Consider the following 13,343-nt stretch of genomic DNA (forward strand, 5'->3'; position numbering starts at 1 on the left):
CATGTTTGCGCAGGAGTTCATGTGGCGCGAGCGACCGGCAAGGATCGATCGAACACCCGCTTCCACGGCCGCGTGGAGGCGCACGGTCGGCTATGCGCGGAGCCCGGATGCGACGAGCCCGGCGAGTTCCGGGCGCCATTCGCCCCCGGTCAGGCCGGTGGCGACGGGCCGGGTACCTTCCGCTGGCTGTGCCTGGAGCATGTCCGCGCGTTCAACGCCGGCTACAACTTCTTCACCGGCATGACGCCGGAGGAGATCCACGCCGCGCAGCGCCCCTATGCCGGCTGGGAGCGGGAGACGCGCGCCTTTGCCGCGAACGGCGCCGACCAGCCGCCGCGTTGGGCCGACTTCAGCGATCCGCTTGACGCGATCGGTGCCCGGTTCCGCGAGCGCATGGCGGCGGAAGCGGGCCGCGCCGACGGCAAGCCACTGTCGGCGGCGGACCGCAAGGCGCTGAAGACGCTTGATCTGAAGCCGGACGCCGACCGGCGCGCGCTGCGCGCGCGCTACTCGGAGCTGGTCCGCAAATTCCACCCGGACCGCAACGGCGGCGACCGCCGCCACGAGAGCGCGCTTCAGGCGGTGGTGGAGGCGTACCAGCACCTGCGGACGGCACCGGCGTTTGCCTGAGCGGCTATCCGTCCTTCGATACGGGTCTTCGCCGGGCTCAGCCCCTACTCAGGAAAAACGGAAGGGGGTGGGTAACGGCTCGGCGCCTGCGCCGCCACTCCGTTCGTCCTGAATAGCGACTGAGCGCTGGCGAAGGCGCGTATCGAAAGACTACCCGCCCGCCACCAACCGCCGCACCACCTCCTCCAACTGGTCCGCCGCGGCGCCCCAGCCGGCCTCGAACCCCATCGCCGCGTGCTGGTCGCGCGCCTCGGCCGTCCAATGGCGCGCGACCGCGGCGTAGCGGGTGCCCGCGCCATCGGCGGCGAACTCGTCGATGCGGACCAGGAAGGGCCCGGCCGGCCGCCAGCCGGCGGTGAAGGCGTCGGTGGAGACGATCCGCTCGCCCGTCACGACCTCCAGATACACGCCCTCGTGGCGCATCTCCTCGCCCGCCGGCCCGTGCATCACCACGACCGAGCGGCCGCCGGGGCGAAGCTCGCTGACCTCCACGCTCGCCCGCCACGGCCGCGGGCAGAACCACTCGGCCTGATGGTCGACCCAGGCGCGCCAGACGACGTCGACCGGCGCGGCGATGTGCCGTTCGATGCGGAGCTCATGAAGATCGCTCATGCCGGTACCTGTCGGGCGGCGTCGATCGCGGCAACGTCGATCCGCCCCATCGTCATCATCGCCGCAAAGGCGCGCGCCGCCTCCTCGCCGCCTGCGGCCATCGCCTCGGTCAGCGTGCGCGGGGTGATCTGCCACGAGTGGCCCCACTTGTCCTTGCACCAGCCGCAGGCGCTCTCCTGCCCCCCATTCCTGACGATCGCGTCCCAGTAGCGGTCGGTCTCCGCCTGATCCTCGGTCATGATCTGAAACGAAGTCGCCTCGTTGGGGCGAAAGGTATCGCCGCCGTTCAGGCCGATGAACTGGAGGCCGAACAGCGTCCACTCGACGGTGAGGACGTCACCGGCCTTGCCCGACGGGTAGTCGGCGGGCGCGCGATGAACGCCGGTGACCTCTCCTCCGAACGTCTCGGCGTAGAAGCGTGCGGCCTCCTCAGCTTCCCTGTCGTACCACAGGCAGGCGGCGATCTTGTTGGTCGGCATCAGCCCTCCCCTCGTGCCGCCGCGACCACGCCGAAGCGGACGCCCGCCGGATCGCTCGCGTTCAGCGCCCAGTCGCCGCCCGGCACCTCCATCGGTCCGTCGTGGACGGTGCCGCCATTGGCCCGCACCGCCTCGGCAGCGGCATCGATGTCGGTTGCACGGAAGTAGAACTGCCAGCCCGGCGCGGGTCCCATGCTCGCCGGCATGATCGCACCGATCGTCTGATCGGCGGCCTGGACGAAGACATAATCCCCGGCCGGTCCCATCGGCATCTTGTCCGGGAAGGTCCAACCGAAGACCGCGCCGTAGAAGGCGTGCGCCGCCGCCTGGTCGGGCGTCGCCAGCTCGTTCCAGCTGCACTTGCCGACGCCCTTGTAGTCGAACGCGCGGCTCGCTTCGGGGCTCGCGCCGCGCATGACGTAGAACGGGATGCCGTGCGGATCGGTGACCATCGCCATCCGCCCGACACCCTCCATCGTGATCGCGGGCATCTGCACCGCGCCGCCCAGCGTCGTGACCTGCTCAACCGCGGCATCGACGTCGTCGACCCCGATGTAGAACAGCCAGGCCGGCTTTGCCCCGCCGGCCTGCATCTCGGACGTCAGCTGCATCAGTCCGCCCGCGAAGTCGCCGCCGCCGGTGTCGATCATCCGGTAATCCATGCCGCCCGCATCGGCGTCATGAACGGTCCAGCCGAGGACCTTTGCGTAGAAATCGCTTGAGGCGTCGGCGTCGGCGGACAGCAACTCGTACCAGATCGGTGTACCGTGCGGGTTGGTCATCGCGTGATCCTCTCCTCAGCCGTTCACGATCGGCACGAAGCCGCCGAACATCATCCGTGCGCCGTCGAACGGGCGCTTGCTGGTGTCGGTAAGCCGCTCATCACCCATCAGCTTGCCCCAGGCGGCGTCGCGCACGTCCTTGGACGGCCACTCGATCCAGGAGAAGACGACCGTCTCGTCCTGCGTGCGGTGGCTGGCCTTGTGGAAGTCGGTCTGCGAGCCCTCCATCAGGTCGTCACCCCAGCCCTCGACCACCCGCAGCGCGCCGTGCTCGACGAAGATGTCGTTCACATGCCGAGCATAATCGACGTACGCGTCGCGCTTGCCCGCGGGCACCGGTAGCACGATGCCGTCGACGTAGCCCGGCGTGCCGCCCGGTCCGACCTCGAACGCCTGCTCAAAGCCTGAGTAGATCATCCGCTTGCCGTCGAACGGCATCTCGCCGAGCTGCTCCATGCGCGGATCGCTCATCATCTTCTGCCCCGCCGCGTCGCGGGTCGCCTTGTCCGGGTACTCGATCCAGCTGAACACCACCGTCTCGTCGGCAGTCGCCTGCACCGCGCCGTAGAGGTCGTTCAGCTTGCCGCGGGGCACGTCGTCCCCCCAGCCCTCGACCATTCGGGTGGCGCCGAACTCCTTGAAGAGCGGCAGCGCCGCCTCGGCATGCTGGCGATAGGTGTCCTTGTTGGCGGTCGGGACCGCGAGCAGGAAGCCGTCTATGTAGCTCACTCAGCCTCTCCTTCTACCTGGGCCTGCCTGGCCTTCTGCTTCTCCAGCCACGCCGCGAACTGCGGCGGCGGGCTGCCGGTGAACCCGGTCATCTGCGCCTCCAGCGCGCGCCCGAACGCGGGGCGGGAGACGCCGCGCTCCACATAGGCGATGAGGTTCGGATAGCTGAGCAGCGGCTCCTGCCCCTCGAACATCCGCAGCACCGCGATCATCAGCAGATCACCCGCCGTGAAGGTGTCGCCGTCCAGCCACTGCTTGTCGCCGAGTCGGTCGGAGAGCTCGCTCAGTCGCTCGTCGATGCGGGCCATGATCGCGGGCAGCCGCGGCTTCGACCAGGGGTCGCCCGCCTCGAACAGAGTTGCAATGGCGTGGTCCATCATCGGCGGCTCCACCGTGTTCAGCGCGGCGAACATCCACTCCACCGCACGGGCGCGTGCGGCCGGATCGGCGGGGAGCAGCCCGGCGCGCGTGCTCGCGACATGGTGCACGATCGCGCCCGATTCGAACAGGATCAGGTCGCCCTCCTCATAGGTCGGGACCTGTCCGAACGGCTGGCGGGTGCGGTGAAGCGGCTCCTTCTGCGCGCCTTGCGAGAGGTAGAGGACGTCATAGTCCTGACCGACCTCCTCGAGCGCCCAGCGAACGCGCAAATCGCGCACCTGGCCCTTGGCAAAATCGGGCACCCAGTCGAAGGCGGTGATGGTCGGCTTCATGTTCCTCTCCTGCTGCTCAGCCCAGGGCACGGGCGGCGATGACGATTGCGGTCGCGACAAAGGCTGTCAGCCCCGCGATGGTGTGGCGGTGGCGTAGCAGCACGATGCCGCGCGCTCAGGCGGGCTGCGTGGCGGATGCCGAGAAGTGCTGTTCCGCTTCGGCCAGGTCCATGTAGAACGGCCCCCAGCCGTGGCCGTCGAGGTCCTCAAGCGCGCGGCTGTACATGAAGCCGAGATCCTCCGGCAGATGCAGGTCACGCCCGCCGGCTGCAATCCCGGCCTCCACAAACGCATCCACGTCGGCGCGGTTGTCGAATGACAAGGCGAGCAACGCGCCCGAGTCGACCCGGGCATCGATGATCCGCTTGTCCGTGAACGTCGCATAGAAGGCGCAGTCGAGCAGCATCACGATGATCGTGTCCGACCACGCCATCGCCGACGCCTGCGCGTTCGAGAACAGCGGGTCCTTGGTGAAGCCGATCGCCTCGTAGAAGCTGGTCGCCGCCGCCAGGTCACGGACAGGAAGGTTCACGAAGATGGCCCTCGGCATGACGGACGCTCCCTTGAAGGCGACTCGATGAAGGCGTACATGCGGCAGTTAGTTAGGAAAGACAACCGTGAAGTTAGAAAAGGTAACTGAGAGTGGCCGGGCGAAGCGGTGGTACGACGATGCGTGCGGCACGGCGCTCGCGCTGGAGATTGTGGGCGAGCGCTGGGCACTGCTCATCATGCGCGAGCTGGTCTACGGGCCCCGGCGCTTCGGCGAGGTCCGCGCCAACCTGCCCGGGATCAGCGCCAACGTCCTGACGCAGCGGCTCGAATCGCTGGAAGCTGCGGGCGTGGTGGTCCGTCGCAGGCTGCCGTCGCCGGCCAACGTCCAGGTCTATGACCTGACCGATTGGGGACGCGAGGCGGCTCCGCTGATGCGCCAGCTCGGCGCCTGGGCGGCGCGCTCGCCCCGCCATGACAAGTTCGCCTTCATGTCGCCGGCCTCGGCGGTCATGTCGCTGGAAACCCTGGTGGTGCCCGAGCGGCTCGCCGGCAAGGCGATGACCGTGGCACTGCGCTTCCCCGACGACCGCTTCATGGTGTCGGTGGAGAACGGGCGCCTTCACGTCGAACGCGGCGAGCGCGCGGACGCCGACGTGACATTCACCGGCGACACGATGGCGCTGAGGGTCACCGTCTACGGCAAGGCACCGTTCACCGCCGATGGCGCGAATGGCGGTCTTGCGCTCGCCGGTGATACGGCGGCCGCGCACGCCTTCGTCGAGATGTTCGAATTGCCGGAGACGATCACCGCACCGGGAGTTGAGTAGGGCGACGCGCTTGCCCTAAGGCTCTCAACATGACCGACCTCCCGAACACGCAACCCGACAGCCGCGAAACCACCATCCTCGACGCCCCCGACAAGCGGGTGAGCGTCCGCGACCTGTTCGGGATCGACGTCGACATGGACGTGCCAGCCTTCAGCGAGGCGGATGAACGGGTGCCAGACCTCGACCCGGCATACGTGTTCGACGCGGACACGACGCTCGCGATCCTGGCGGGGTTCGCGCACAATCGGCGGGTGATGGTGCAGGGCTATCACGGCACCGGCAAGTCGACGCATATCGAGCAGGTCGCCGCGCGGCTCAACTGGCCGTGCATCCGCATCAACCTGGACGCGCACATCAGCCGCATCGACCTGATCGGGCGCGACGCGATCGTGCTGAAGGACGGGCAGCAGGTGACCGAATTCCGCGAAGGACTGCTGCCCTGGGCGCTGCAGACCCCGACCGCGCTGGTCTTCGACGAGTACGACGCCGGTCGCCCGGACGTCATGTTCGTGATCCAGCGCGTGCTGGAGACGGAGGGCAAGCTGACGCTGCTCGACCAGAACCGCGTCATCCGCCCGAACTCGTTCTTTCGCCTGTTCGCGACCGCCAACACGATCGGGCTGGGCGACACCAGCGGGCTCTACCACGGCACGCAGCAGATCAACCAGGGTCAGATGGACCGCTGGAACATCGTGGTCACGCTCAACTACCTGCCCGCCGCGACCGAGGCGCAGATCGTGCTCGCCAAGTCGGGCGAGTATGACAAGCCGGGCGGCAAGGAAGCCGTGGAGAACATGGTCCGCGTGGCGGAGTTGACCCGCCGCGGCTTCATCAACGGCGACATCTCGACCGTGATGAGCCCGCGTACCGTCATCACCTGGGCCCAGAACGCGCTGATCTTCGGTGACATCGGCTTCGCGTTCCGCCTGTCGTTCCTCAACAAGTGCGACGACGCCGAGCGGGCGATGGTCGCGGAATACTACCAGCGCGTGTTCGGCAAGGACCTGCCCGAGAGCATCGCCGCAAGGGCCTGACGTATGGCCGCCGAAACGCCGCTCGATCGCCTCAAGGGAGTTCTCGCCGGCACGGCCCGTGCCCTTTCGGCGCGGGACGACGTGGAGCTTGCCTTCACCTCCGACGCGCCGATGCAGGCCGGGCGACACCTGAAGGTGCCGATGCCCGCCCGGACGCTGCCGGCCGAGCAGGTTGCGGAGGCGCGGGGCTACGCCGACTCGTTCGCGCTTCGCCTGCGCCACCACGACACCGCGCTCCACGCCCGCGGCGCGCCGGGAGAAGCGGTCGCGCGCGCCGTGTTCGACGCGGTGGAGACGGCGCGGGTCGAGGCGCTGGGCTCGAAGGGCTTCGCGGGCATCGCCGCAAACCTAGACCAAGCGCTCCGGCTAAGAATGAAGTCGGATCCGATCGCACGGGCGCGCAACGCCGGCGAGGTGCCGCTCTCCACTGCGGTCGGGCTGATGGTGCGCGAGCGACTGACCGGGCGCGAGGCGCCGGCGAGTGCGGCGGCGGGTGTCGCATTGGTGCGCGAGTGGGTCGAGGAGAAGGCCGGCAGCGATCTCGACGCACTCGCGCTCGCGATCGATGACCAGGGCGCCTTCGCGCGGCTCACCACCAAGCTGCTCGAGGATCTGGAGCTCGTCGAGGGCGAGGTGCTGCCGCAGGAGGACGACGACGGCGGCAGCGAGGACGAAGGCACCGAGGACGAGCAGCAGCAGGAGGAAGGCGAAGAGGGCGAGGAGTCGGGCGACACCGGCGAGGGCCAGGTGGAGGCACGCGGCGAGGCGCGCGAGAGCGAGGACGAGGACGGCGAAGGCACGGAGGACGGCGATGATGCGCCCGACGACCTCGACGGTGAACCCGGTGACGGCGAGGACACCGGCGCGGTGCCGGCCCGGCCCAATCGCCCGCTCTCCGACCTGCCGCCGCAGTTCGAGTACAAGCCCTTTACCACCCGCTTCGACGAGGTGGTGGCGGCGACCGACCTTTGCGACGAGGAGGAACTCGATCGCCTGCGCGCCTATCTGGACCAGCAGCTCGTCCACTTGCAGGGGGTCGTCACCAAGCTCGCCAACCGGCTCCAGCGGCGGCTGATGGCGCAGCAGTCGCGCTCGTGGGACTTCGACCAGGAGGAAGGGCTGCTCGACGCCGCCCGGCTGGCGCGCGTGGTCGTCAACCCGATGCAGTCGCTGTCGTACAAGCGCGAGCGCGACACCGAGTTCAAGGACACGGTGGTCACGCTGCTGCTCGACAACTCGGGGTCGATGCGCGGTCGGCCGATCTCCATCGCCGCGATCAGCGCCGACATCCTCGCCCGCACGCTGGAGCGGGTCGGCGTCAAGGTCGAGATCCTCGGCTTCACGACCCGCGCGTGGAAGGGCGGACAGGCGCGCGAGGCGTGGCTCGCCGCCGGCCGCCCGCCGCAGCCCGGCCGCCTCAACGACATTCGGCACATCGTCTACAAGCAGGCGGACGAGCCGTGGCGGCGCGCCAAGAAGTCGCTCGGGCTGATGATGCGCGAGGGGCTGCTGAAGGAGAATATCGACGGCGAGGCGCTGCTGTGGGCGCACGGTCGGCTGATCGCGCGCCCGGAGGATCGCCGCATCCTGATGGTGATCTCCGACGGTGCGCCGGTCGACGACTCGACCCTCAGCGTCAACTCGGGCTCCTACCTGGAGCGGCACCTGCGCCAGGTGATCGGCTGGATCGAGGCGCGGTCACCGATCGAGCTGGTCGCGATCGGGATCGGCCACGACGTCACCCGCTACTACAGCCGCGCGGTCACGATCATGGACGTGGAACAGCTGGCGGGCACGATGATCGAGCAGCTCGCCGGGCTGTTCGACGACCAGCAGTGATCGAGCAACCGCCCGGCGGCTTCGTCGGGCCGGTCAAGCGCTCGGTGACGATTGCCGGTCACGCCACCTCGATCAGCCTAGAGCCGCTGTTCTGGCGCGCGCTGGAGGAGGCCGCCGCCACCCACGGCCTGCCGCTCAGCGCGCTCATCGCGGAGGTAGATGCGCTGCGGATCGCGGCACCGGACGCGCCCAACCTTGCGAGCGCGCTCCGCTCCTGGCTGTTCGCGCAAGCCCGATAAGGCGTTGCATTCGCCTGAACCGTCATCGACCATGCGCCCGTCACAGGAGTCCGCATGCGCCGTCGCACCTTTCTTGCCGCCGTTCCCGCCAGCGCCGCCGCGCCGCTCCTCGCGCAGCAGAATGATCCGGCACCCGGCCCCGGACAGGGTGGTGCGCCCGCCACTCCGCCACCGACCCCGCGCTGGGCGGCGGGTGACGCGCGCTTCAATCGCCCGGACGTTCACGCCGGCGACCGGCCGGTCGGCGCGAGCTTCGCGACGCGGACCGCCGCCTATGGCCTGAACGGCGCCTGCGCGACTGCGCATCCGCTCGCGACTCAAGCGGGCATCGACATCCTGCGCCGCGGAGGATCGGCGGCGGACGCGGCGATCGCGGTCAATGCGTGCCTGGGACTGCTGGAGCCGACCAGCTGCGGGATCGGCGGCGACGCTTACGCGATGCTGTGGGACCCGAAGGCGCGGAAGGTGGTGGGGCTGGCGAGCTCCGGCCGGTCGCCACGGGCCCTGAGCTTGGAGATCGCGCGGTCGCGCGCGCGGAACGGCTTCCTACCGCCGCTCGGCGCGGTCACCGTGTCGGTCCCGGGAGCCGTCGACGCATGGTGGATGCTGCACCAGCGCTACGGCAAGCTGAAGTGGGAGGCGCTGTTCGAGCCGGCGATCCACCATGCGGAGGCGGGCGCGCCGACCCCGGACATGGTGGCCTGGTACATCGGCCGCAGCCTTGCCGCATTCCAGCGGCCGGGCAGCGGGATCGAGGAAACGGAGAACGCGCTCGCGACCTACGCCCCGGGCGGCAAGCTGCCGAGCGCAGGGAGCGTGTTCCGCAACCCCGATCTCGCCCGCACCTACCGCCTGATCGCGCGCGGCGGCCGCGACGCCTTCTACAAGGGTGAGATCGCGGACGTCATCGACCGCTACTTCAAGCGGATCGGCGGCTGGTTGTCGAAGGCCGATCTCGCCGCGCACCAGGGGGTGTGGTCCGACCCGTTCAGCGTCGACTACAAGGGCGTCACCGTTCACGGTCTGGGCGAGAACACGCAAGGGATCGCGACCTTGCAGATGCTCGGCATCCTGAACGAGCTCGATCTCGCGTCGGCACCCTTTCAATCGGCGCTGTCGATCCACCTCCAGGCCGAGGCCAAGCGCCTCGCCTACGAGGATCGCGCCCGCTACTATGCAGACTCGAGCATGGCGCGCGTCCCGGCCGCGTGGCTGGTATCCAAGGAGTATGCGCGCGAGCGAGCGAGGCTGATCCGCCCCGATCGCATCTCCCCCGTGCGCCCCGGCGATGCGCCGTCGAAGGGCGATACTACCTACTTCACCGTCTCCGACAAGGATGGGATGATGGTGTCGTGGATTCAGTCGAACTTCCGCGGCATGGGATCGGGGCTGGTGGCGGATGATCTCGGCTTCATGTTCCAGGATCGCGGCCAGCTGTTCGTGCTGAAGGACGGCCACCCGAACAGCTATGCGCCGGGCAAGCGGCCGTTCCAGACGATCATTCCGGGCTTTGCGACGCGGAACGGCGCGCCCTGGATGAGCTTCGGCGTGATGGGCGGCGATATGCAGCCGCAGGGGCAGACGCAGATCATCGTCAACCGTGTCGACTACGGGCTGGAGATCCAGTCGGCGGGCGACAGCCCGCGCTGGCACCATGAGGGGTCGAGCCAGCAGATGGGCGAGGATGCGGCCGGGCTCGGGCCGACCGGCATCCTGCGGCTGGAGACGGGCGTGCCCTCCGCGACCAAGGCGCGGCTGGCGGAGATCGGCTGGAAGCTCGCCGGGCCGGACGGCGGGTTCGGGCGGTATCACTGCATCGAGCACCGGATGGACGGCGCCGACCGCGTCTACGCCGCCGCCACCGACATGCGTGCGGACGGGGTGGCGCTCGCCTACTGATCCAAACGGGCGGCCAGACGTTGAGCGGGAACGGAGGTATGCTCATGACCCTGTCCCTGCTCGTCGCCGCGCTGCTCGGTGCCGCCGATCTGCCGGCCCCGCTCACCATCGACTTTGACGGCGACCGCCGCCCCGACCGCGTGGTGGCGGAGAACGGCTGGCTGGTCGGCTACCGCGCCAAGGCGCCGGCAAAGCCTATTCGCATCACTCAGATTGCGCCGGACGAGGACCTGTTCGTCGAGCCGATCGCGGCGGGCGAGTACACCACCGCCTGCGCGCGGGGTGCGGGCGACGTGAAGGACTGCACGGTCAAGCGGGTCCGCTTCGCGCGGCCGGTGGTGGGGTTCGGAACGCGCGAGGCGTCGCTGTTCGCGGCGCAGTGGAAGCGGGGCCGGTTTGAGGTGGTGGCGCTTAGCGATTGAGAAAGCGGCGTCGCGCTACCTCGATACGCTGCTTGCAGCAGCTACTCGGTCGCTACTCGGCACGAACGGTTAAGAGCACTCCGTTCGTCCTGAGTAGTCGCTGAGCAAAGTCGAAGTGGCGTATCGAAGGACATGCCCTCGACCCGTACTTCGACACGCGCCTTCGCCTTCGCTCAGTCACTACTCAGCACGAACGTTGTTGGCGGGGTAAGGCGTAAAGCGCTCTACTCCACCCATTCCAGCCCGATGTCGCGGTAGAGGCTGCGGTCCTCTTCCCAGCGCGGGTTGACCTTGACATGGAGGTAGAGGTGGACCGGTACGCCGAGCAGCTCCTTCAGCTCGGCCCGCGCACGTGCGCCGATCTCCTTGATCCGGGCACCGCCCTTGCCGAGCACGATTGCGCGTTGGGTGTCGCGCGCGACCAGGATCTGCTGGTGGATCTCGACGGAGCCGTCGTCGCGCTCCTGGTAGCGCTCGGTCTCGACCGCGCTGTCGTACGGCAGTTCGGCGTGGAGCTGGAGGTAGAGCTGCTCGCGCGTCACCTCGGCTGCCAGCATCCGGTCGGTCACGTCGGCGACCTGGTCGTCCGGGTAGTGCCACGGCCCCGCCGGCAACCGCGCGGCAAGTGCCGCCTTCAGTTCCGAGATCCCGTCCCCCGTCGCGGCGCTCACGAAGAACGTTTCGGTGAAATCGGCAAGCGCGTTCAGCTTCTCGGCGGTGACGAGCAGGCGCGGCTTGTCGGCGATGTCGACCTTGTTGAGGATCAGCAGCTTGGGCTCGGGTCGCGCGGCCAGGCTCTCGATGATGCCGGTCGCCTTCGACGACACGCCGCCCCTGCCGTCCACCATCATCGCGATCAGGTCGGCCCCTTCCGTCCCGCCCCAAGCGGCCGAGACCATCGCCCGGTCGAGCCGGCGCTTGGGCTCGAAGATGCCGGGGGTATCGACCAGCAGCAGCTGCGCACTCCCCTCCAGCGCGATCCCCATCAGCCGCGCACGCGTCGTCTGCGCCTTGGGGCTGACGATCGCGACCTTCTGCCCGACCAGCGCATTGACCAGCGTCGACTTGCCCGCGTTGGGCGCCCCGACGACTGCGATAAGCCCGCAGCGCTGTTCATCGCTCATGACCTGCCTCCCGAGACCTGCTGTAGCAGCGCCGCGGCTGCCGCGGTCTCCGCATTGTGTTTCGACGTGCCGGTGCCGGTTGCTTCCGCGAAGCTGCCGATCGCGACCCGAATCGTGAAGCGCGGGGCGTGCGGCGGCCCGGAGCGGTCGAGGATCGTGTACTCGGGCGCGCGCCGCCCCTTGGCGGCTGCCCATTCCTGGAGCGCCGATTTGGGGTGCTGCGGAGCCTTGCCTCGGTGGTCGATCCGGCTTGCCCAGCGTTCCCGCACGAACGCGCGCGCGGGTGCGTAGCCGCGCTGAAGGTAGAGTGCCCCCAGCAGCGCTTCCAGCACGTCGCCCAGCACATTGTCGCTGTCGCCGGCGCCATCGTCGCGCGCCTGCTTGCCCAGCCGGAGGTGTTGCGGCACGCCGATCTCCCGCGCGACCGCCGCGCAGACCGGCCCGGTCACCAGCGCGTTGAGTCGCTTGGATAGCTGGCCCTCTGGCTCGTTCCCGAATTGCTCGTACAGCCACTCGGCCATCGCCAGGCCGAGCACCCGGTCCCCTAAGAACTCCAGCCGTTCGTAATTGTCCGCCGCCTGGCTGCCGTGGGTCAGCGCGCGCTCGAACGGTGCGCGATCGGCAGGTGGCTCACCAAAGGTCGCGGCGAGCCACGGGTCGAGATCGCTGCTCAGAAGCCTTCCCCGATCCGCTCCCACCGCGCGGCCGAGAACCAGGTCCACGGCAGCAGCCAGCTGGCCGAGCCGTCGGTCGACCAGAATCCGACCAGCGCCCGTCCCTCCACATTCTCGACCGGAACGAGCCCGATCGCGCCGCCCTCGCTCGCCGGAAAGCGGCTGTCGGCGGACGCATCGCGGTTGTCGCCCATCAGGAACAGCTGGCCCGCGGGAACGGTGTAGACCTGCGTATCGTCGGCCTCCGGAAAATTGCCACGATCGAGCACGTTGTAGCTGCGCCCGCCCGGCAGCGTTTCCCGGTACTGGACGTAGCGGCAGACAGGGCGGCCGTTCACCGAATCCCGGAACTGCGCCTCGCAGGCGTAGTTCGGCGATACCGGGATCACGAAGTCGGCGACCCGCTGGCGCGGCACGGGGCGGCCGTTCAGGAGCAGCTGGCCGTCCTGTACCTGGATGCGATCGCCCGGAATGCCGATCACGCGCTTGATATAATCGGCGGTCGCCGACGGGGGCGCCTTGAACACCACCACGTCGCCGCGCGCGGGGGTGCTGGGGAAGACGCGGCCGGGGATCAGCGGCAGGCTCCACGGCAGCGAATGGCGCGAGTAGCCGTAGTTCCATTTGGAAACGAACAGGAAGTCGCCGATCATCAGCCGCGGCAGCATCGACTCGCTCGGGATGGAGAAGGGCGACAGGATGAAGCTGCGGAAGATGAACACGACGATCGCGAGCTTCAGCAGGAAGCGCAGCGTTTCGCGCCATTCCGACGTCTTCGCGGTGTCGGCAGGTTTGATCGTGCTTGCCATGCGCCGGGCATGTGGCGGCGCGACTTGCGCGTCAAGCGC

Annotated in this window: 16 protein-coding genes; 7 read left to right on the forward strand and 9 right to left on the reverse strand. The window is 68.9% G+C overall.

All coding sequences use genetic code 11. The features are described 5' to 3' along the window. Positions 1-21: 21 nt before the first annotated feature. Positions 22-630 carry a J domain-containing protein gene (locus tag CRO12_RS06305; protein WP_097063082.1) on the forward strand — a complete coding sequence of 203 codons (609 nt, stop codon included), beginning with the start codon at positions 22-24 and terminating at the stop codon, positions 628-630. A 150-nt stretch (positions 631-780) separates the two neighbouring features. Here the strand turns inward: CRO12_RS06305 and CRO12_RS06310 are convergent, their stop codons facing one another. The 6 genes from CRO12_RS06310 to CRO12_RS06335 form a co-directional block, all read right to left on the reverse strand. Further along, entirely contained in the window at positions 781-1,242 is a 462-nt protein-coding gene (locus tag CRO12_RS06310; protein WP_097063083.1) for an SRPBCC family protein, read from the reverse strand. Beyond that, entirely contained in the window at positions 1,239-1,721 is a 483-nt protein-coding gene (locus CRO12_RS06315) for a VOC family protein (protein WP_097063084.1), read from the reverse strand. The genes CRO12_RS06310 and CRO12_RS06315 overlap by 4 nt, the downstream gene beginning before the upstream one ends. Further along, the gene (locus tag CRO12_RS06320) at positions 1,721-2,503 is read right to left on the reverse strand and encodes a VOC family protein (protein WP_097063085.1); all 783 of its coding nucleotides are present in this window, start codon (positions 2,501-2,503) and stop codon (positions 1,721-1,723) included. Before CRO12_RS06320 ends, CRO12_RS06315 begins: the two co-directional genes overlap by 1 nt. A gap of 15 nt (positions 2,504-2,518) precedes the next feature. After that, entirely contained in the window at positions 2,519-3,232 is a 714-nt protein-coding gene (locus CRO12_RS18555; protein ID WP_097063086.1) for a DUF1428 domain-containing protein, read from the reverse strand. Beyond that, positions 3,229-3,945 carry a glutathione S-transferase family protein gene (locus CRO12_RS06330; protein WP_097063087.1) on the reverse strand — a complete coding sequence of 239 codons (717 nt, stop codon included), beginning with the start codon at positions 3,943-3,945 and terminating at the stop codon, positions 3,229-3,231. Before CRO12_RS06330 ends, CRO12_RS18555 begins: the two co-directional genes overlap by 4 nt. Before the next feature lie 115 nt (positions 3,946-4,060). After that, the gene (locus CRO12_RS06335) at positions 4,061-4,495 is read right to left on the reverse strand and encodes a VOC family protein (protein ID WP_097063088.1); all 435 of its coding nucleotides are present in this window, start codon (positions 4,493-4,495) and stop codon (positions 4,061-4,063) included. A gap of 67 nt (positions 4,496-4,562) precedes the next feature. Between CRO12_RS06335 and CRO12_RS06340 the strand changes: the two genes are divergently transcribed. Genes CRO12_RS06340 through CRO12_RS06365 form a run of 6 tightly spaced genes read left to right on the forward strand, consistent with a single transcriptional unit; the run spans position 4,563 to position 10,697 of the window. Beyond that, a complete protein-coding gene (locus CRO12_RS06340; RefSeq protein WP_097063089.1) occupies positions 4,563-5,264 on the forward strand; it encodes a winged helix-turn-helix transcriptional regulator in 702 nt (233 codons plus the stop codon). Positions 5,265-5,293: 29 nt separating this feature from the next. Beyond that, positions 5,294-6,298: a cobaltochelatase subunit CobS gene (cobS, locus tag CRO12_RS06345; protein ID WP_097063090.1), complete on the forward strand. Its 1,005-nt coding sequence runs from the start codon at positions 5,294-5,296 to the stop codon at positions 6,296-6,298. 3 nt (positions 6,299-6,301) lie between these two features. Next, on the forward strand, positions 6,302-8,137 hold the full coding sequence (cobT, locus tag CRO12_RS06350; RefSeq protein WP_097063091.1) for a cobaltochelatase subunit CobT: 1,836 nt from the start codon (positions 6,302-6,304) through the stop codon (positions 8,135-8,137). Next, positions 8,134-8,376, forward strand: a complete 243-nt coding sequence (locus CRO12_RS06355; protein WP_097063092.1) for a ribbon-helix-helix domain-containing protein — start codon at positions 8,134-8,136, stop codon at positions 8,374-8,376. Before cobT ends, CRO12_RS06355 begins: the two co-directional genes overlap by 4 nt. A gap of 54 nt (positions 8,377-8,430) precedes the next feature. Continuing rightward, complete coding sequence (locus CRO12_RS06360) at positions 8,431-10,275, forward strand: gamma-glutamyltransferase family protein (RefSeq protein ID WP_097063093.1); 1,845 nt, start codon at positions 8,431-8,433, stop codon at positions 10,273-10,275. A gap of 44 nt (positions 10,276-10,319) precedes the next feature. Next, a complete protein-coding gene (locus tag CRO12_RS06365; protein WP_144033534.1) occupies positions 10,320-10,697 on the forward strand; it encodes a hypothetical protein in 378 nt (125 codons plus the stop codon). A 224-nt stretch (positions 10,698-10,921) separates the two neighbouring features. On the opposite strand, the gene era is transcribed toward CRO12_RS06365, so the two are convergent. Genes era through lepB form a run of 3 tightly spaced genes read right to left on the reverse strand, consistent with a single transcriptional unit; the run spans position 10,922 to position 13,304 of the window. Further along, entirely contained in the window at positions 10,922-11,821 is a 900-nt protein-coding gene (gene era / locus CRO12_RS06370) for a GTPase Era (protein ID WP_097063095.1), read from the reverse strand. Further along, entirely contained in the window at positions 11,818-12,495 is a 678-nt protein-coding gene (gene rnc, locus CRO12_RS18305; RefSeq protein WP_245858292.1) for a ribonuclease III, read from the reverse strand. The genes era and rnc overlap by 4 nt, the downstream gene beginning before the upstream one ends. Then, positions 12,492-13,304, reverse strand: a complete 813-nt coding sequence (lepB, locus tag CRO12_RS18310; RefSeq protein WP_245858227.1) for a signal peptidase I — start codon at positions 13,302-13,304, stop codon at positions 12,492-12,494. The genes rnc and lepB overlap by 4 nt, the downstream gene beginning before the upstream one ends. Positions 13,305-13,343 lie beyond the last annotated feature (39 nt).

The organism is Sphingomonas guangdongensis (genome assembly GCF_900199185.1).
Classification (GTDB): domain Bacteria; phylum Pseudomonadota; class Alphaproteobacteria; order Sphingomonadales; family Sphingomonadaceae; genus Sphingomonas; species Sphingomonas guangdongensis.